Genomic DNA, 20,112 nt, shown 5'->3' on the forward strand with positions numbered 1-20,112 from the left:
TTAGTTGGAAAATAGTCTGAACTGTCCCATAGGATTGTCCAAATAGCTGTCTATGGGACAAAACCATCAAAAAATGGAACAGAACTGTCTCATAGAGCGGCTATATGGGACAAAATTAGTTGGAAAACAAGCCAAACTGTCCCATAGGCTTGCTTGATTTGCGTTCTATGGGACAAAACCATCAAAAAATGGAACAAAAATGTCTCATAGCCCGGCTATATGGGACAAATTTGGTTGAAAGGTAAGCCAAACTGTCTCATAGAAACGAACAATCAGCTATCTATAGGACAAAACCCATCTGAAAATTAATGAAAATGTCCCATAGAAAAGCCAATATGAGAGAAAAATTAGGGAAAAGTGTCCCATATCTCTAGCGGATAAAGCAGCAACAGAAAAATAAGGTGAACCGTCCTCCCAAAACGAGACCCCAGAAGCACCATCTCACAAGAACAAAACCAGCTTCAAAAAAATATCGCCAAACACGTCGGGCAACAAGGTTGATAAACTTGTTGCCCGACGCTTATGATAGAGGTAAACTATAGCGTGAACGGCAAATTGAATTAATTTGGAAGGTGCATTGCATGGAAGATAAAATGTTTTCAAAAGATCCACGTTTTAAAGTAGCGAAAAGAGAAGCATGGATAGGTGTGGGACTCGTAGTTATTAATTTTCTTTGGTGGTTTGGTTCCGCTTATGGTCTTTCGAAAGGTTCACCAACCGAATATACATACATACTTGGATTCCCGGCCTGGTTTTTCTACAGTTGCATTGGCGGCTTAATCATAATGTCCATTCTTATTACATTTGTCGTAAAAGTACTTTTTAAAGAAGTCTCCTTTGATGAAGAGGAACAATCAGCTGAGGAAGCAAATAAAGGGGGATTATAATGAGTTTGGGGATTTTGCTACCGCTATTATTTTTTCTTTTTATCATATTCTTTGTTGGAATGTGGACGAATAAATATGTCAGCCAATCTGATTCGTTTCTCCACGAATATTTTCTCGGCAGCCGTAATATGGGCGGATTTATTCTAGCCATGACGATGATGGCAACTTACGGAAGTGCCAGCAGCTTTATCGGCGGTCCGGGCGTAGCATATTCCACCGGCCTCGGTTGGGTTCTTTTATCGATGGCCCAACTTCCTGCAGGCTATTTTGTCCTGATGATTCTCGGGAAAAAATTTGCCATCGTTGCCAGGCAATATCATTCAGTAACTTTAATTGATTTTTTAAAAAGTCGTTATCAAAGTGAACTTGTCGGACTATTGGCTGCACTTAACATTATTATTTTCCTGTTTTCATCAATGGCAGCGCAATGGGTCGGTGGTGCAAGATTGATAGAATCACTGCTCGATATACCGTACTGGTTAGCATTATTGATTTTTGCCCTTTCCGTCATGATTTATGTTGTTGTCGGGGGATTCCGTGCGGTTGCCTTAACAGACACGATTTTAGGTGCGGTGATGTTTTTTGGAACGTTGATTTTACTGATGGCGACGATTATTGCAGGTGGTGGGGTAACGAATATTATGGAAAAACTCGTTGTCATTGATCCGGACCTGATTAGTCCGTTTGGCGCGAATGGGGAGTTAAGTCCGTTATATGTGTCTTCCTATTGGATATTGGTTGGTGTCGGGGTCGTTGGCTTGCCACAAATTGTTGTCCGGGCAATGTCGTATAAAAATGCAAAAGCGATGCATCAAGCCATCATCATCAGTACTGTTTTTGTCGGTATTATTATGCTCGGAATGCATTTAATTGGAGTGTTTGCACGTGCCATTAATCCGAATATTGCTGTAGGTGATACGGTGATGCCTACAATTGCGATGGAAGTTTTACCGCCCTTATTAGCCGGTGTTGTTCTTGCCGCACCAATGGCAGCGATTATCTCAACGGTGAATGCGCTCCTAATTATGGTCAGCTCTGCAGTTGTTAAAGATATATACTTAAGCTACATCAACCGGGATGCGCAAGAACGGACAATTCGGAAAATCAGCTATACCGTAACGGCTGTGCTGGGAGTTATCGTTTTCTTTATGGCATTATCACCACCGGACTTTCTTATTTGGCTGAACTTATTTTCCTTTGGGGGATTGGAGGCAGCGTTTATTTGGCCGGTGATTTTAGGGCTATATTGGAAAAAAGGCAATCGCTACGGTGCCATTTGGTCCATGATTGTCGGCGTTAGTTCTTATATTTTATTTCATACGTATTACCCGAACGCATTCGGTATGCATACAGTTGTCATGCCGGTCGTACTGTCACTAATCACCTTTGTTGTTGCCAGTATTTTTACAGATAAAAAAATTGTGTACAAGCCATTAAAGCAGGTTGATTAGACACAGCAGATAAAAAAGTTCACCAAACGAAAACCCTGAGAATGTTAATGTTTTACATTCACGGGTTTTCCGGTTTTGGCATCGAAGGACAGGACCTTGAAACTTCACTTCATTAAAAAAAGATTATTAGGACCCTGATAGATATCGCATTACTACGGTACAAAATATTATACTTTGAGCGCTCGGATTATAAAAAATCGGCTTTTTAGTGCTAAAAATTATATCCACCCATTTTCACGTGCTTTTTCAATTGCTTGCTGTCTTGATTCGACTTCAAGCTTTTGAATGGCGGAAGAAAAATAGTTTCTAACGGTTCCATTTGTTAGAAATAGCGTTTTACCAATGTCATGCGTCGTCTTTCCTTCCTTAGCCATTCTTAATACTTCAATTTCACGATCGGTTAAAGGGTTTTCTTGTTTTATAAAAAGGGTCGCAGCTAAGTCTGTACTGATTACACGTTCGCCATTCATTACTTTCCGAATAGCTTCGATTAAATAATCAATCGGTTCATCTTTTAACAAATAGCCTTCCACTTTTGCATCCATCGCCTTTTGTAAATAGCCTGGGCGCGCAAAAGTTGTTACAATAATAATTTTGCATGTGCTTCCCGCATGTCTAAGTTTTTCAGCTAATTCAAGACCCGTTATTGATGGAATTTCAATATCAAGTAAACAGACGTCTGGTTCATATCTCTGAATTGCCTCCCAAGCTGCTTTCCCATCGGATACTTCTGCTAGGACTTCAATGTCATTTTCCAATTTTAATAAAGAAGTGAGTGCACCACGAAGCATTTTCTGATCTTCTGCAATGATCACTCGTATCATATGGCATTTCCTCCTTCATTTGTATGAACCGGAACTTTTAAAGTGATGGAAACACCTTTATTCAAAGAACCATTCACTTCAGCCGTACCGTTCAGCTTTTCCATTCGTTCTTGTATCGACCGGATGCCATTCCCATATCCCTTTTTTAAATCACCGTTTCCATCATCCCATATTTGAATATGATACATTTTATCTTGATAATATTTTGTAATCATACAATGCTTTGCTTGACTATGTTTTATTATATTTGTAATTGATTCCCGTAGAGAAAGTGCCAGCATCGTTTCCGTGACACTTGATAATAAAGGAAGTTTTTCTTTCTCCACAATCGTTAATTCGATCCCGACTGTTTGTAAAATCTTTTTTGATTCTTCAATCTCCTTCTCCAGTGAAACAAAATTCATATCTGTCACCAGTTCTCTTATTTGTTTTAGCGCAAATCGAGAAGAGTTCAGAATATCTTTCATCTCTTCCTTCGCTTGTTTTGCATCTGTTTCTACTAATTTTATCGTCAGTTCGCTTTTAAGCTTAATCATTGTTAATGTTTGACCAAGTGTATCATGAAGGTCTCTGGCAATCCGATGCCTTTCCTCTTCTTGTATATAACGTTCCAGCTGAGCATTTGCTGTATCGAGCTTTCCTTGAAGAGCCTTTGCCTTTTCCTTTGTATAAACGACAAATGGAATAAATAGTTGGACAATCATAAAAGGAAGTAACATCGAGTTGGCAAAAAGGAAGGGATGTCCATCAGTCAGCCAATTAAATAAGCAATACACCATGACAATTCCAACCATCCCTATACCAATATAGATTTTGCGTTTTGCCCTTCCTAACAGATCGGCATAAATAAACCCATATAAAAGCAGCCACTTTTGTAGGAAAACTCCTAAAATGACAAGACTACCGAACCCGGAAAAACAACCTACAAGCAAACGCCAATCTCGATACCATAAACAAACATAGTGAGATAATAACACAATGGAGATGAGCAAAAGCTTTCCCGAAAGACCAAGGCTGCTTTCTGTTTTTATAACTTTATAGATTAAGAAAACAATTGCAACTATATCAATAAGTAGATATTTTTCTACTTGATCAATAGGGTATAGCTTTTTAAAAGTCATGCAAAACACCTCTTCTCGTTCGCACTGAAAAAGTCTTTTTTTATATAAAATAACCATCATATACAATTTTTGTGGTTCACCAAATGAAGTTATTGTAGATATCTGATAAAATCTATTTGGATGCTAATCCTTTTTTGTCTTTCGGGGGTTTTTGATTGTCTGTAAACCTGTGTAGTTTTCCCATCCCTTACTAAATGTAGGGTTTCCTCTATCTCTGCTATAATTACTGCCGAATAAAACTTACTATATTTTTTCTTGTTGTTTCCATCGGTCCTAGTTTAAATTTTTGCAACCACAAGGAAGCAAATCCAATTTGGAAAGACGTAATAAGGAACCATATTAAAACAATCGTTACTGAGTCAACTTTATTTCCTAATCCAAATCCCCATCCGTAAAATAGAATCGAACAAATTAAATTTTGCATCACATAACAGCTTAATGACATTCTTCCGACCTTTTCGAGTTTATTCCATAACCAAAACTGTGCTGTTCTTTCAAAGACTTTTGAAATGAGTGCTAAATATCCTAAAGACAAGATAGGAGCAAATAAATAACGAATTGGAAAATCAAACACACCACCTGGAACAAAATAAAGTAAATTCAATGGCAATCCTATATAAAAACCGAGTTTAAATAATTTCTCCCGTTTTTTCTTCCCTTGGTCATCTGGCGCAAAGAAACCTGCTCTCATTAGCCGTACGCCTAATAAGAAAAGAAAAATATTCATAGGAATCACAAATAAAACCTCAATTCTAAGCAAAATAAAATTCATGAACCGATATTGTATCTGCTCGAACCAGCTTCCATCTTTATAAAGTGACACGATACCACTCATTTCACCTAATGATATATTCGCAGATGAACCAAAATAAACCCCGATGATTAAAAGAGATAGCATGATTGTTGCATGAAAACCGCCAATCATTTTCATCGCTTTCGAAATTACCCGGTCTCCTCGTTTTACAATCCATGCAACAATAATCGCAGCAATACCATAACTCATTAAAATATCGTATTCCATCACCAATATAAAATGGATGAAGCCTTCTGTTATTAAAATTATAGAAGTCCAAATATACAACCCTGGCCAAGCTGTGTTATTTTTTAATGATTGCCGGTATTTTAATTCAAGTCCTACACCAAACATTATCGTTAATAAACCGAGCATTTTTCCATTCACGAAAAATAATACTAAAATTCTAATAAAATCTTGAAAGGAAGTCCACCAATAGTGATCAAATGTAAATATATAGGACAAATCCCCTAAGTGAGCAAAAATCCAAATATTTGTTCCAAGTGTACCAAGCACTGCAAAACCTCTCAGTATATCCAGTAAGCGAATTCTTTTTGCTGACATATGTCCGTTCAGTCCCCTTTCGTCATAAGTTGCTTTTATTATAGATGCGAAAGGAAAGTAGCGGTATTCACAGGAATCAGGACTGTTTTAATGACATGTGTCATATTGCAAATAAAAAACCGGACAGCAACTTATGCATCCGGTTTTTTTCTCAGATATGGTGAAAAAGTTTATTTCTTTAAATCTTCCCCAATAATACGCACTTCTCGTTCCAAAGAAACGCCGAATTTTTCCTTCACGGTTTTTTGAACATGTTCGATTAACGAAATATACTCAGTTGCCGTTGCATTATTAATATTAACAATAAAACCGGCATGTTTTTTCGATACTTCTGCACCGCCAATTCGCGTTCCTTGTAAACCACTGTCTTGGATTAACTTTCCGGCAAAATACCCCGGCGGCCGTTTAAAGACACTGCCACAAGATGGATACTCGAGCGGCTGCTTCGACTCACGCTTAAATGTTAAATCATCCATAACGGCTTTAATTTCTTCATAATTTCCTTCTTTTAATTGAAAAGTCGCCTCTAAAACAAAATCACCATTTTCAGCAATATTACTGTGACGATAGCTGAGATCCAAGTCCTTGGCGTCCCGTTTAACTATCTCACCATGTTTATCCACAACAAGACAACTTTCGAGAACGTCTTTCATTTCCCCGCCATATGCACCGGCATTCATAAACACCGCACCGCCAACCGTTCCGGGGATCCCACAGGCAAATTCCAAACCGGTTAAGTGTGCTTCCAAAGCTTTTCTTGAAGTATCAATGATTGAAGCGCCACTTTGAGCGATGATCTTTTTACCTGTTGCCGTAATTTTATTTAAGTTTGCCAAAGAAAGAACAACACCACGGATCCCGCCGTCGCGAACAATTAAATTTGAGCCATTCCCGATCAAAGTTAACGGGATATTTTCACCATGGCATAGCCTAACAACCTTTTGTACTTGTTCATATTGATCCGGGGTTACAAAAAAATCTGCCTTGCCACCTAATTTTGTATACGTATGTTTTCGCAAATATTCGTCACAAGCAATATGTTTTTCATCAAGGATATTTAATAAACGATTGTAAATTCCAGTCTTCATCATCGAGTCATTCCTTTTTTTGGGTAAGTAAAAAAATAAAAATGGAGCGCTAAAAATTATCGTCACTCTTATTTATATTACGTGGAAAAAGATGAATTCGCAATAGGGCATAAATATTAGTAACTGACAAAAGAAAATATATCATTTTCCCGGGTATGTTAAGTAAAAAACCGACTTATCTACAACTGGTATCACTTTCCGGCTGGACCATCCCTTTTAAAAATGAACATAAGATAAAATTTGCCTAATTTTAATTCCAATAATATTCGAGGGATTAATTTATGCAACTATAGAGCGTCCTTAATAAATGAAAAAATATTGACTGAGACAATAAAATTGTGTAAAGTAAATATTGTCTAGGACAATAAATTAAAAAGTGAATTAGGAGGAGAACTTATGAAAAAAATAGGAAAATTCATTTTGTGGGTAGTTGGTATATTCATTATACTTGGTGTCATTGGGGCTTTGATGGGTGATGATGGAGACTCTACGAAAGGCAATAATTCAACTACCGCCTCATCAAAAGTAGATTCTGAGGTGAAAAATACTGATCAGAAAGAGGAAAAGAAAGTCCATGCGATTGGTGAAAAAGTTGAAGTTGGTAAACTTGCTTACACCGTTTCAAACGTTGAAACAACGAATGAATTAAAATCTGATAATGAATATATTGAACCTGCAACAACGGACGGACAGTTTGTTGTCATTGATATTGAAGCATTTAATAACGATAAAGAAACAAGAATGGTCGATAGCAGCATGTTTAAAATCAAAGACAATCAAGGAAGAGAATTTGAGCCGACAGTCGAGACAGAAGTCATGATGGCATTGGGAGATTTTGCCGACTTTTTCTTACAAGATATTAATCCGGGAATCTCAAAAACTGGAAAACTTGTATTTGAACTGCCAAGTGATGCAACCAGTTTCTTTTTAGAAGTTTCCAGTGGCTTTGGTTTTGCTGGCGGTGATTATGAAACGATTCAACTTAAATAAAGATACAATGAGGGGCATAATCGCCCCTAGCCATTTCCTCTTAATTACCCAAAATATTCATCCCCCCACATTGTAAAGCCTATTTAAAGCTTGTATAATAAAGACATATTGACTAGGACAATAGTTTGTGGGGTGAAAGATTGAATGGCCTCGAATATATTCTCAGCTTATATCAAGTCCAACATATTGAATTAGCGGAAAAGTTAGGAATCAAAAAACAAAACATCAATTTATGGATTAAAGGAAAGCAAAACATTCCCAAAAAATATTTACCGGTACTAGAAGGGTTATTCGGCATCAATCGAAGCTATTTTACAAAAGAATTAACGGATATTGATAAACTAGAAATCCAAAAAGAAAAGTTAAAACAAGACTTAAAGCCAATTGTTGAACGACAAAAAGAAGAGTTTCGCGTTGATGAAGAGTCCGATTACTTAGTGAAAGTACCTGTTTATGATAAAGAAGAGCTAAACACGATCGAGCGTGCCATTGAAAAAGCGAAACTAGTAGAACGATTTAAGCAGGTCATTGATATTATTGATGAAAATCCGTATATGGATACGTACGCTTTAATTGTTGAACTACTGGAGAAAGCACAACATGAAGCGATTTTCCATAAAACGATTGAAGCTTTAGCCCATTATTTAGAAGTGTTACCGGAGTGGATTAATAGTGATCCGGAGCAAGAAGAATTTGAAAGTGAGATTTTTGAAGTTTTTGATGACTACAATCATTGAATGTTGGAGGGAACGGACAAATATGGCAACAACCGCAAACGTAGGATTTGAAGAGACATTATGGAAAGCAGCAGACAAATTACGTGGCAGCATGGATTCCGCTGAATATAAGCATGTGGTTTTAGGTCTGCTTTTCTTAAAATACATATCAGATAAATTTGAAACAAAGTATCAAGAACTAGTAGATGAAGGAGCGGGCTTTGAAGAGGATCGCGACGAGTATGAAGCAGAAAATATTTTCTGGGTCCCGAAAGAAGCACGTTGGGATTTCATTAAAGACCATGCGAAAGATGTGAAAATCGGGCAATTCATTGATGATGCGATGATTTTAATTGAAAAAGAAAATCCGACCTTAAAAGGGGTGCTTGATAAACGGTACGCCCGCCCGGAACTTGATAAACGCCGGTTAGGTGAGCTCATTGACCTGATTTCTACGATTAAATTACATGATCAAAATGAACAAGATTTACTCGGTCGAGTATACGAATATTTTTTAGGCAAATTTGCCAGCGCAGAAGGAAAAGGCGGCGGGGAATTCTATACACCGACAAGTGTGGTTAAAACATTGGTTGAAATGATCGAACCGTATGAAGGTCGCATCTATGACCCGGCTTGTGGAAGCGGCGGGATGTTTGTCCAAAGTCAAAAATTTGTGGAAGAACATCGCGGGAAAATCAATAATTTGTCCATATATGGTCAAGAACTGAATTCAACGACTTGGAAACTGTGCCGGATGAATTTAGCCATTCGCGGATTAGAAGCGGATCTTGGAGAAAGCCATGCGGATACATTCCATAATGACTTACACCGGACGTTGAAAGCCGATTACATTTTAGCCAATCCACCGTTTAATGTGAGTGACTGGGGTGGCGATAAATTAACCGATGATGTTCGTTGGGCTTTTGGTATCCCACCGGAAGGCAATGCGAACTTTGCTTGGCTCGAGCATATGATTTATCACTTAGCCCCAAATGGCGTGGCAGGAACGGTCCTTGCCAACGGGTCCTTAAGTTCGAACACTTCTAATGAAGGAGAAATTCGAAAAAATATTATCAATGCAGATTTGGTGGATTGTATTGTCGCCATGCCGGATCGGTTATTTTATTCGACAGGGATTCCGGTTTCTCTCTGGATTCTCAACCGAAATAAAAAAGAACATGGACAATATCGCAAACGGGCAAAAGAAATCTTGTTCATTGACGCACGAAATCTTGGCGAAATGGTCGACCGCCGCCACCGGGAATTAAGCGACAAAGATATTGCCAAAATTGCGGAGACTTACCATAATTGGCGTAATCGTGACGGAAAATATGAAGATATCCAAGGTTTCTGTAAAGCCGCTAGCATTGATGAAGTCCGCGAAAATGACTATGTCCTCACACCGGGCCGCTATGTCGGCATTGAAGAGGCGGAAGACGATGGCATCCCGTTTGAAGAAAAAATGGAACAATTGACAAGTGAACTAAGTGAACTATTTAAAGAATCCCGCCGATTAGAAGAAGAAATCCGGAAGAACCTAGGGGGGATTGGGTTTGAGTTTTAATGAGTGGAGAGAGGAAAAGCTTGAGGATGTTATTGAATTTAACCCCAGTGAAACAATAAAAAGAGGAAAAGTTGTCAAAAAGATCGGAATGGATAAATTGATGCCCTTTCAAAGAAAAATAGAAGGGTTTGTAGTAACAAAGTATACGAGTGGTACTAAATTTCGGAATGGTGATACTTTGTTAGCCAGAATTACACCTTGTTTAGAAAATGGGAAAACAGCACAAGTTTCTATTCTTGAAGAGGGAGAAGTAGGTTTCGGATCTACTGAATTCATTGTTTTAAGAGAAAAGCCAGGAATATCAGATAGAAATTTTATATATTACCTAAGTATTTCTCCTAAGCTTAGAGATATTGCAATTAAATCTATGACAGGTACTAGTGGTAGACAAAGAGCTCAGGTGGATGTAATTAAAAATTCAATTATAAAACTTCCTCCAATTGAGGAACAAAGACAAATTGCAAACATTTTATCGTCACTTGATGAAAAAATCGAAATCAACAACGAAATTAACAAAAAGCTAGAAGAACTGGCTCAGGCAATTTTTAAACATTGGTTTGTTGATTTTGAATTTCCAAATGAAAATGGTGAACCGTATAAATCCAGTGGCGGGGAAATGGTAGAAAGTGAACTGGGGATGATTCCTAAGGGGTGGAATATAGGAGTACTGGATGAATTGATTGAGATTAGTAGCGGAAAACGGCCTTCTATAAAAGCTCAAGTTATTAATGAAGAGTTGTCTATTCCTCTTGTGGGGGCCAGTTCAATTATGGGATACACTAATGAATTTAATTATAATGAACCTGTTCTTGTAATTGGTAGAGTCGGAACTCATGGTATTGTTCAAAGATTTAATACAAAGATTTGGGCGTCAGATAACACTTTGGTAATAAAATCAAAATATTATGAGTATGTTAATCAAATTCTTAATATTATAGATTATAAAGCATTAAATAGAGGATCTACACAGCCATTAATAACTCAATCTGATATAAAAAATTACAAAATAATAATTCCAGATAGAGACTACTTATTAAAATATGAAGAATTAGTTGGTAGTTTATTTTTGAAGTATGAAAAGAATTATATGGAGAATGAAAATTTGAAAACAATCCGCGACACTCTCCTCCCAAAACTCATGTCCGGCGAGATTCGTGTACCTGTTGAGGAGGAAAAATAATGGAAAGGGGGATTCCCCGTTGACACATTTTGAAAATTTTACCGAAGATTCGCTAGAGAAAGCAGTTATCGAAACTTTACAGGAAATGGACTATAAATATGCCTTTGGTCCGGATCTTAGTGTGGATGGGCCAAGACCTGAGCGGAACGATTTTCGGGAAGTAGTCCTTGATGGGAGACTTCGTGATACGCTTTACAAACTAAATCGGGATTTGCCGCCGGATGCCATTGAAGATGTATATCGGCGGGTCATTACTTTTAATAGCCCTTCTCTTATCGAAAACAACCGGCATTTCCATAAACTTTTAACAGAAGGCGTAGATGTGTCTTTTCATAAGAATGGTGGGATCAAAACCGAAAAAGCGATCATTATTGACTTTGAACATCCGGAACGTAATGACTTTCTCGTAGTTAATCAATTTACCATTATCGAAAATGAAAATCGCCGGCCGGATGTATTAATCTTTGTTAACGGTTTGCCGCTTGTCGTTATTGAACTGAAATCAACCACTGATGAAAATGTTGGGATTGAACAAGCCTACAATCAAATTCAAACGTACAAGCAAGATATCCCGTCGCTTTTCTATTATAATGCGTTTTGTATTTTATCTGATGGGATTAATGCGAAAACTGGAACGATTACATCGAACGAAGAACGGTTTATGAATTGGCGGAGTGTTGACGGGGTTAATGTGGCATCTCTAGATGTTCCGCAATATGAGGTTATGATTCGCGGAATGTTAGAAAAAAGCCGATTCCTTGATATTATCCAAAACTTTATCCTTTTCCAAGAATCAAAAGAAACCGAGTACGATGCAGCTGGAAATAAAATAGGTGACAAGAAAACGATTATTAAAATTATGGCTGCCTACCATCAATATTTTGCCGTCAAAAAAGCGGTTGAAAATACAAAAATTGCGACATCCACAAAAGGTGACCGGAAAATCGGGGTCGTTTGGCATACACAAGGATCTGGAAAAAGTTTTACGATGGTTTTTTATACAGCATATCTTGTTAAAGAATTAAATAATCCGACCATCGTTGTAATTACAGACCGTAATGACCTGGATGATCAACTCTATTCAACATTTGCCAAATCCGTAGATATATTAAGGCAAACACCGAAACAAGCGGATGTTCGTAGACTCACAGAAGAACAAAAGAAACAACAAGCGAAAAGTAATGCAAAAGAACTCAATGGCTTATACGATCTATTAAATGAACGGGAATCGGGCGGGATTATTTTTACAACGATTCAAAAATTCCAACCTGAAGAAGGGGAAATGCCGGTTTTAACTGATCGGCGGAATGTGATTATTATTGCCGATGAAGCCCACCGTAGCCAGTACGGATTTGAAGCAAAAACTAACAGCAAAACCGGTGATTTGAAATACGGGTATGCCAAATATTTACGGGATGCACTCCCCAATGCTTCGTTTATTGGTTTTACCGGAACACCGATTGAATTTGATGATAAATCTACACCGGCTGTTTTCGGGAACTACATTGACATTTATGATATGACAAGAGCGGTGGAAGATGAAGCAACGGTAAAAATTTATTATGAAAACCGCGTCATTAAAGTTGAAACTGATGATGAAGAATTGAAAAAAATTGACGATGAATTTGAAGAAATCACGGAAGGGCAAGAAGAAACCGTTCGGGAAAAATATAAAACGAAATGGTCCCGGCTTGAAACCGTCGTTGGTTCGCCTAATCGCATCAAGCAGCTTGCAAAGGATATCGTTGAACATTTTGAAGAAAAACAGAAGACGATTGACGGAAAAGCGATGATTGTCTGTATGAGTCGTCGGATTTGCGTTGATCTCTATGATGAAATTATTAAACTCCGGCCTAGTTGGCATAATGATGATGTGAATAAAGGGGTTATTAAAGTCGTTATGACCGGTAGTGCCGCCGATGAAGAACGTTTGCAAGAACATATTGGTGGAAAGCAACGCCGTGATACATTGGCAAAACGGATGAAAGACCCGAATGATGAATTGAAACTTGTTATTGTTCGGGATATGTGGCTAACCGGATTTGACGTGCCATCTATGCACACGATGTATATTGATAAACCGATGAAAGGTCACACATTAATGCAAGCCATTGCCCGCGTGAATCGGGTATTTAAAGACAAACCGGGTGGCGTTGTGGTTGACTATATTGGAATTTTAGAAAGTCTGAAAAAAGCATTGAAACAGTATACCGACAGTGATAAAGAAAATACCGGGATCGATACGAGTGCAGCGGTTCAGGTCATGCAAGAAAAACTGGAAATATTACGTGCAATGTTTCATGGCTTTGATTACTCTGATTTTATGGGGAACTCCCAAAAAGATCGAATGCGGGCAATTACGGGTGGGATGAACTTTGTCCTTGGATTACCCGAAAAGGAACAGAAAGAATTTAAACAATTTGCTTTAGAAGCAGCGAAAGCCCATGCCCTCTGTGCCGCAACCGAAGAAGGAAAAGCAGCGGCCCTTGAAGTCAGTTATTTTAAAGCTGTAAAAGCAAGTTTAGCCAAACTGGGCGAGAGAAAAGTCCAGAAAAATTCCAAAAAAGAAATCGAAACAAGAGTGAATCAAATGCTGCAACGGTCGATTTTATCAGAAGATGTTATTGATGTATTCGATGCGTTAGGACTAGAACGACCGGAAAATGTTTCCTTATTATCTGAAGAATTTTTACAAGAAGTTCGCGGGCTAAAATATAAAAACTTAGCCGTTGAAATGTTGAAAAAGCTTCTTGAAGGTAATTTAAAAGTGATGGAAAAACGCAATCTTGTTAAGTCCGAAAAGTTTTCCGAGAAACTGAAAAAGGCGATTAATAAGTATCGCAATCAAGCCATCACCAATGCGGAAGTCATTGAAGAATTAATTAAAATGGCAAAAGAATTTAAGAAGGCCCGGGAAGAAGAAAAAGATTTAGGCTTAAATGAAGACGAAATTGCTTTCTATGATGCCTTAACTGCAGACAATATTGTCAAACAATTTATGGATGATGAAACATTAAAGAAAATAGCTCAAGAACTGACGAATGCCATTAAACAAAACATCACGATTGACTGGAGCGTCCGAAAAAGCGCACAAGCCGGGATGAGAAGAATTATTAAAAGATTATTGAAAAAGTACGACTACCCGCCAAAACAAGCAAAAACGGCCCTCGAAATCGTCATGAAGCAAGCCGAATTAATGGCCGGACATACCGATCCAAGGGAAATTGATTTGGAATTGGGGAATGTGGCCGAAACATCACCAGATTATAAATAGTAAATAGAAAAAGAATCCATTCGAATGTTAGCAGAAGAAAATTTTTTCCGGAAATTCTTCTGCTTTTTTTATGCATGGTAAAAGCAGTAGGGGTTGGTGGGAAGGTGATGATAAAAGGAGCGGTTGTAGGATTCTTATTTTGCAAAATAATTTTAATAAAATTCAGAATTAATTAGAACAAAAACAGCAGCACCATTTGCCCCTTACGATCAGGTAGTGAATGGTCCAATTGCGCAAAATTGGGTTTAGTAAATAAAGAAGGAAATAGGAGATAATAGCCTCCTTTTTTATGCAGGAACCGGTGCTATGAAAAAAAGTTAAGGCTGTGTTTATAAATGCAAAGGACCTAATAACTATTCATAGCGGCTAATCACGATTCTATGCAAGAAGCAATAGGCACCCTGTTAAATCTGGGGGAATGAAGCCCACCCTAAACTAACCTAGTTTTGCAGCCGAAATAATTTCCTTTTGGGTATTCCGGTATGTTTTTGCAGTTTTTTTCAAAATCTCTGAGTACTGCTTCATACTTTGTGTCATTTCTTGAAGATCGTCCATAAATCCTTTAATTTGGTTAACAAAATCTAAGTTATCTTGTCCTTGCCATGCAACACCCATTCGATCAACCTCGCTGTATAGGGATACATAGATTCTTTCATATTCAAAAGAATGTCGATCGAATTTTGCTGCTGTTGATTCAAGTTTTGCAGGATCTACCGAAATGGAACGCACCATTTTTTACCTCCTTAAGGGCATATCGCAATAGATTCGATACACGTGGTTTTCCTTATTTTCCGTTAAAAAATATACTATAATCATATACTAAATTGAAAAAATTTTCAATATTAGTATGGGTTAGGGCCTAATATGGAAAATTCGTTTACTGAATATAGTATTATACATAAAGTTAAGATTTAGATTAATTGGAAATTTTATCAGAAGTATAGGGCCCTGTAACTACAATGTTTAACTCACTATATACAAACAATGTAAAGACATGCGAGCAGAAGCTAATTACCTTCCCGGGGAGTGACGAAATGAATATGAATTCACAAGTAATAGATTCAAACTGACTTGGTTGTGAAAAAAGAAAACGAAGACCTTGGTAATGTTTGAATGGAATATGCTGTTTTGTGAAAAATTGCTATGCTTAAATTGGAATAGTACTTTTTTCATGTCTATGTCATTCACGATTGTGACCATTCAGTTCGTTCGCATCCAATAAATATGGGCAAGTGGACATATTCATAATATAGGGGGAGCCTTTTAAACTATGGGTAGTAGAAAATAGCACTTTTTTCCTGATTTACAACTTAGCTTTATGACTTTTTGACCATTTTAATATTTTTACCCTATTGGTAAAATTTACATTATAAAAAATTTGCTAAAGGGGTAGGAATTATGGAGCTTTTAGACGAAATTGAAAAGAAAGTGCAGCGCGGGAAGTTTTTACTGATGGTGGAAATTTTAGAAGGCTACCGTTCCAATGTTCATCAGGCAGTAAACAGAATCGATGGCAGTTTACAGATGTATCGATCCGCAGATAGCTCTTACGCAAATCATTGGGAAGGGGAGACAAGGAACAAGTATGAAGAAATCGCAGCTGAGATTCAGCATATCGGGAATAAAATAGATCAACAAGGCGATCGACTCATAAACGCCATATACAAAGAGATACGTAGTTTGCTAGCCAAATGTGAGGCCTTGCGATGAGTAAAATTAAGGTAAAGTTCGATGATTTGGAGGAGTTTGCGGACAAAATAGGAAAAGTGGAGCGGGAATGTGACGAAGCCCTGGAAGCCCTTAACTGGCATTTCACCTCGCTTTTGGCCAACTTCCCGGGTATGCTTCCGGATTCGATCCATGCCTTAGAATATGAATTGAGGTATTCGATTAACGAATACAAAAATAAGCTTGATGAGGCCCAAAGATTAATTAGGCTCACGGCTGCCGAAATGGAAAAAGATGAACAAAAGATGGGGAACAAAGTAAGCGAGTTTTTACTGGAACTCGTCGGATGGAACGACGCACAACGGGTATTTAGTGAATATGATCCGGTTACCGGAGAGAAGCTTTCTTTTGGCGATCGTGTACTTGCAGGAGGTTTTCTGGCTCTCTCGTTACTTCCACCGGTAAAAGCAGTAGGGGTTGGCGGGAAAACTGTGATAAAAGGTGTCGATGCAGGAATTCCGGCCCTTGCCAAAACACCGGGAGTGCTCAAGAAAATTCGAAACGTCCTAGAACCAAAGAAAATCATGCAAGCCTTTCGCTCCGTGTATGATCAGGTAGTAAACGCTCCAATTGCCCTGACCAAGGCTTGGTTTGATACAATAAAGAAGGAGATTGGAGAAATTCGGCTTCCGCAAATAGCACAAGAAGCCTACGCAGGAATCGGTGCTACTGAAAGAACCGTTAAGGATGCGTTTAGTGATGCAAAGGACCTGATCCAACGAATCAAAAACACAAAGCTAGATGAGTTGGATGTTGGTGAGGCAGGTGGGGCTACTAAGGGTATAGATAATGCTACTGTTACTAACAAAAGAAGTAATTTATATAGAGGTGATAGTTTACTTCACTCTCCAACTAGACCAAATGGAACTGGTAAACCTCATATATCGAGTTCAGGTGATTTAGTTCCAGCGAGTAAGGAAGGTTTATATAAAGGGCGACAAGTGACTGTTACAGAGCATATACTTGGAGGTTACAGAAAAGGAGCTAAATCTAATAGTCCTTATACTAGTTTTACAAATAATAAAAATGTGATTGGAAATTATGGAGAAAATGCAATTGAACTAGATATATCAGCCTTACGGAAAGATATACAGTCTGGAAAGGTAAAAGACGTTGTTATACTCTCTCCAAAGCAAATTCAAAAGTTAATTGAGAGAGATACTGTTTCTTCTGATTTTTGGAAGAATAGAGCGATTAACTGGACTAAAAGGGACAATGAATATTTGATTAAAGGGGAAGTTCCTAGCCAATATATTAAGGTTTTGCCTAAGGAGTGAGAATTTTGAAACTATACTATTTAAACGAATTTTTAGGAGATATAGTCAATATTAATGTTGAAGGAATGTGGATTAATGCTAAAATTATCCCTTCAAAAAATATAGACAAATTCAACGATTTTTTTTCGGCGATTGTTGATGAGGAAAATGATTTTGAAGAAACTAATTATAGCGAAGAATGGTTAGATGATAGCAATTGGTATATTATTGATAATGAAAATAGGAAAAAGGGTATATATATACCTGCGGTTTATCCCGATGGGGAAATTAGCTGGAGATGGAGATGAATTATATATAGAAAATATTGATTATAATTGATTATATTGAGAAGTTATTAATAAACCTTGATTGGCAAAATGTCTTTCAAGGTTTAATTTTTGTGGGCGCTGCCTAGTGCCGAATGAACTGCTTATTATTTTCGAAGCGGAGATAAGGATTGTAAGCCCTTTATGAAGTTTAATCAAATTATTTAGTACCTGTAACACCATTAAAACGTTAGGGATGCAGCTTGAAACCATGCCAGGAATTGATACGGTTACTTCATCCGCTTTAATTGCAGAGATTAGTGTTATTCATTGGTTCACAAACTCTGACAAACTAGCAAGATATGCAGGAATTCCAAGATAACTGCTTCATCAGCATTTAAAGATAGAGCTACTGCAGAAAAAGTAGTGAATAAAACTTTTAATGATCCGACCAATGCTAAGAAAATAGAAAATTGGATGAATAGCTCCTCAAAGGATAATTTAGTGTTAAATTATAAAGGTGATGGTACACCAATCGGTAGAGGTGTTAAGAGAGGTACAACTCAAGTTGAAGACTACTCAAATGCTAAAATCATTTTACAAAAAGATACTTCAGCGTCGAATTTTATCCTAACTGGCTATCCAACAAAATAGGGAGGACAAAATGCAAGAATTTTTTAATGTAAATATTGAGGATGAATTAAGCAATTTTTTAGGTGGAAATTTCCATCAAGATATAGAGTCTCCAGAACAAGCCTTACAAGATTATATTGATAGGCAAAGTAAAGATTGGATTCAAATATTAATTTACTGTGCAGAAAGTTTTTTAAATAGTAACCTTTCTGACAATGAAAAAGAGGAGTTTATAGAATCAAATGCTGAAATTTACTTTCCGGCTATAGAATTAAAACCAATTGAATGGTTAAATAATGTTGTGGAGCAATTAAAAAAAGCAGTAATAACGAAATAGGACTTTGAAACATTGGATGCCTTGATTGAGTAAAAACTCTTTCAAGGTTTCTTAATAAAACCAGCTTTACAACATAGGGTACGGATAATTATAGGCAAATAGACTTTACAAGAGGTTTTGACGTAGACCCTAAATACAGTACTTATGAACAAAGGGTAAAAACTACCCCTGTTAACAAAGGTGAATGGAGTAACGAACGAGCAGAATCGTTATTTATCTCCGATAAGACCGGTGAAATAAAAAAATACCTTGATGAAGCTGGTGTTGATGGAGTTGAGTATAAAAACGGAATGCCAGACTTTTCTCCATTTTCCAAAGGTGAAATTAAATTAGAAAATATGACTAATGATAGAAAATCAAACTTTTCGACTGCTGATGAAGAATTGGCTAAAAAGTGGAGTACACCAGAACAAAAATGGACAGCAGAAGATATAGCTGATTGGCGAGAAGATAATAAATATACTTGGCATGAACTTAACGACTTGGAAACAATACAATTGGTGCCAAGTAAAATCAATAGTGTTTTTAAACATTTGGGTGGAGTTGGAGAATATAATATAAAAGTTAAGTTAGGAGAGTAATTAGGATGGCTATAATCAATGATGAATTATTTGGAAAGCTTGAATATAAAAACAATTTTTGGAGAGGAAAAACAACCATTAGAATGTTTGATTTGGAAAGAGAAATACTTTTAAGTGTTGATGCACATGAAAACGCTGATTTTTCAAATGTGCAAAGAGAAGCATTTATTAACTTTAATCAAGAAATGAATAACATAATACATGAGGCTGAAAAGCAAGTCTACGATTACTATATTGAGAACTATGAAGAGTATAGAGAGATGTTAGGTAATGAATCAGAAGCAGATAAATTTGCACCAAAGATTGATTCTATCTCAGATTTAAAAGGAATAGTAAAGCCAGTTGAATTAATTGTAAGAAGAGTAAGAAAGAATGGAAAAAGAAGATTAGGTTTACTTTGTGATGTTTCTTGGGATATTGACAATGGGATGGGAATAAAAATCGAAGATGAAATGGTAGAAGAAGTAGGTTATCAAGATATTGTATTATAACTTTCGAAATATTCTGGACGATAAAGTTGACCTTGAATGGAAGTGAGTTCCTTCAAGGTTTTTTCCATAATTAATAGATGAGAGGTAATTTAAAAAGACTGTATGAAATTCATAACTCATGAAGGTTGTACCATCATGGAGTATCGGTTTAATACTTGGATAGTAAAAAAAGTATGATAATTAGGCGAGATGACATTTTACATGGCAGGGGTAGTTATGACAGGGAATGGCTAAAAAACTAACGAGAATGACAAAGCTCGTGGCGATAAAAGGTAGGTTACGTAAGAAGGTAACTAGTTTAGCGTCAAGGCAGACAAAAATTGGGTTGTGTTTTTACAAGAGACGGTTGTATAATACTCGCTATTCGT

The 20,112-nt window shown here is 37.1% G+C and carries 19 protein-coding genes and 1 pseudogene; 15 read left to right on the plus strand and 5 right to left on the minus strand.

The features are described from left to right. Positions 1-581: 581 nt before the first annotated feature. Both BT1A1_RS02095 and panF read left to right on the plus strand, forming a co-directional pair. Complete coding sequence (locus BT1A1_RS02095) at positions 582-887, plus strand: YhdT family protein (protein WP_034767615.1); 306 nt, start codon at positions 582-584, stop codon at positions 885-887. Continuing rightward, on the plus strand, positions 887-2,338 hold the full coding sequence (gene panF, locus BT1A1_RS02100) for a sodium/pantothenate symporter (RefSeq protein ID WP_034767616.1): 1,452 nt from the start codon (positions 887-889) through the stop codon (positions 2,336-2,338). Before BT1A1_RS02095 ends, panF begins: the two co-directional genes overlap by 1 nt. 218 nt (positions 2,339-2,556) lie before the next feature. On the opposite strand, the gene BT1A1_RS02105 is transcribed toward panF, so the two are convergent. The 4 genes from BT1A1_RS02105 to murB all read right to left on the minus strand — a co-directional run bounded on the left by BT1A1_RS02105 (position 2,557) and on the right by murB (position 6,731). Then, positions 2,557-3,162 carry a response regulator transcription factor gene (locus BT1A1_RS02105; RefSeq protein WP_034767617.1) on the minus strand — a complete coding sequence of 202 codons (606 nt, stop codon included), beginning with the start codon at positions 3,160-3,162 and terminating at the stop codon, positions 2,557-2,559. Next, positions 3,159-4,283: a sensor histidine kinase gene (locus BT1A1_RS02110; RefSeq protein ID WP_034767618.1), complete on the minus strand. Its 1,125-nt coding sequence runs from the start codon at positions 4,281-4,283 to the stop codon at positions 3,159-3,161. Before BT1A1_RS02110 ends, BT1A1_RS02105 begins: the two co-directional genes overlap by 4 nt. Positions 4,284-4,506: 223 nt before the next feature. After that, on the minus strand, positions 4,507-5,640 hold the full coding sequence (locus tag BT1A1_RS02115) for a DUF418 domain-containing protein (RefSeq protein WP_034767619.1): 1,134 nt from the start codon (positions 5,638-5,640) through the stop codon (positions 4,507-4,509). 170 nt (positions 5,641-5,810) lie between these two features. Next, positions 5,811-6,731: a UDP-N-acetylmuramate dehydrogenase gene (gene murB / locus BT1A1_RS02120; protein WP_034767622.1), complete on the minus strand. Its 921-nt coding sequence runs from the start codon at positions 6,729-6,731 to the stop codon at positions 5,811-5,813. Positions 6,732-7,124: 393 nt separating this feature from the next. On the opposite strand from murB, the gene BT1A1_RS02125 reads away from it, so the two are divergent. The 5 genes from BT1A1_RS02125 to BT1A1_RS02145 all read left to right on the plus strand — a co-directional run bounded on the left by BT1A1_RS02125 (position 7,125) and on the right by BT1A1_RS02145 (position 14,452). Then, positions 7,125-7,718, plus strand: a complete 594-nt coding sequence (locus tag BT1A1_RS02125) for a DUF4352 domain-containing protein (RefSeq protein ID WP_051988960.1) — start codon at positions 7,125-7,127, stop codon at positions 7,716-7,718. Positions 7,719-7,858: 140 nt separating this feature from the next. Continuing rightward, on the plus strand, positions 7,859-8,455 hold the full coding sequence (locus tag BT1A1_RS02130) for a helix-turn-helix domain-containing protein (RefSeq protein WP_034767624.1): 597 nt from the start codon (positions 7,859-7,861) through the stop codon (positions 8,453-8,455). Between the two features lie 22 nt (positions 8,456-8,477). Next, positions 8,478-9,998, plus strand: coding sequence for a class I SAM-dependent DNA methyltransferase (locus tag BT1A1_RS02135; RefSeq protein ID WP_034767626.1), 1,521 nt, complete (start codon positions 8,478-8,480; stop codon positions 9,996-9,998). Then, positions 9,988-11,178, plus strand: a complete 1,191-nt coding sequence (locus BT1A1_RS02140) for a restriction endonuclease subunit S (protein WP_034767628.1) — start codon at positions 9,988-9,990, stop codon at positions 11,176-11,178. Before BT1A1_RS02135 ends, BT1A1_RS02140 begins: the two co-directional genes overlap by 11 nt. A 19-nt stretch (positions 11,179-11,197) precedes the next feature. Then, the gene (locus tag BT1A1_RS02145) at positions 11,198-14,452 is read left to right on the plus strand and encodes a type I restriction endonuclease subunit R (RefSeq protein ID WP_034767630.1); all 3,255 of its coding nucleotides are present in this window, start codon (positions 11,198-11,200) and stop codon (positions 14,450-14,452) included. Between the two features lie 435 nt (positions 14,453-14,887). Here BT1A1_RS02145 and BT1A1_RS02150 read toward each other — a convergent pair whose 3' ends face one another. Next, positions 14,888-15,184, minus strand: a complete 297-nt coding sequence (locus BT1A1_RS02150) for a WXG100 family type VII secretion target (protein WP_034767631.1) — start codon at positions 15,182-15,184, stop codon at positions 14,888-14,890. 666 nt (positions 15,185-15,850) lie between these two features. Between BT1A1_RS02150 and BT1A1_RS02155 the strand changes: the two genes are divergently transcribed. The 8 genes and pseudogenes from BT1A1_RS02155 to BT1A1_RS02185 all read left to right on the plus strand — a co-directional run bounded on the left by BT1A1_RS02155 (position 15,851) and on the right by BT1A1_RS02185 (position 19,744). Next, positions 15,851-16,162, plus strand: a complete 312-nt coding sequence (locus BT1A1_RS02155) for a hypothetical protein (RefSeq protein ID WP_034767632.1) — start codon at positions 15,851-15,853, stop codon at positions 16,160-16,162. After that, positions 16,159-17,457, plus strand: a complete 1,299-nt coding sequence (locus BT1A1_RS17660) for a pre-toxin TG domain-containing protein (protein WP_231553260.1) — start codon at positions 16,159-16,161, stop codon at positions 17,455-17,457. Before BT1A1_RS02155 ends, BT1A1_RS17660 begins: the two co-directional genes overlap by 4 nt. Further along, a complete protein-coding gene (locus tag BT1A1_RS02165) occupies positions 17,454-17,744 on the plus strand; it encodes a hypothetical protein (RefSeq protein WP_231553261.1) in 291 nt (96 codons plus the stop codon). Before BT1A1_RS17660 ends, BT1A1_RS02165 begins: the two co-directional genes overlap by 4 nt. 199 nt (positions 17,745-17,943) lie before the next feature. Further along, positions 17,944-18,075 (plus strand): annotated as a pseudogene (locus BT1A1_RS17665) (transposase); the annotation flags it as partial. Between the two features lie 53 nt (positions 18,076-18,128). Next, the gene (locus BT1A1_RS02170; RefSeq protein WP_034767634.1) at positions 18,129-18,356 is read left to right on the plus strand and encodes an RNase A-like domain-containing protein; all 228 of its coding nucleotides are present in this window, start codon (positions 18,129-18,131) and stop codon (positions 18,354-18,356) included. 10 nt (positions 18,357-18,366) lie between these two features. Further along, a complete protein-coding gene (locus tag BT1A1_RS02175) occupies positions 18,367-18,672 on the plus strand; it encodes a contact-dependent growth inhibition system immunity protein (RefSeq protein WP_034767636.1) in 306 nt (101 codons plus the stop codon). A gap of 236 nt (positions 18,673-18,908) precedes the next feature. Continuing rightward, entirely contained in the window at positions 18,909-19,253 is a 345-nt protein-coding gene (locus BT1A1_RS19190; protein WP_269147476.1) for an HNH endonuclease, read from the plus strand. A gap of 5 nt (positions 19,254-19,258) precedes the next feature. Next, entirely contained in the window at positions 19,259-19,744 is a 486-nt protein-coding gene (locus BT1A1_RS02185) for a DUF6985 domain-containing protein (RefSeq protein WP_034767638.1), read from the plus strand. Positions 19,745-20,112 lie beyond the last annotated feature (368 nt).

Origin of the sequence: Caldibacillus thermoamylovorans, assembly GCF_000751775.1 — a bacterium.
Taxonomy (GTDB): domain Bacteria; phylum Bacillota; class Bacilli; order Bacillales; family Caldibacillaceae; genus Caldifermentibacillus; species Caldifermentibacillus hisashii.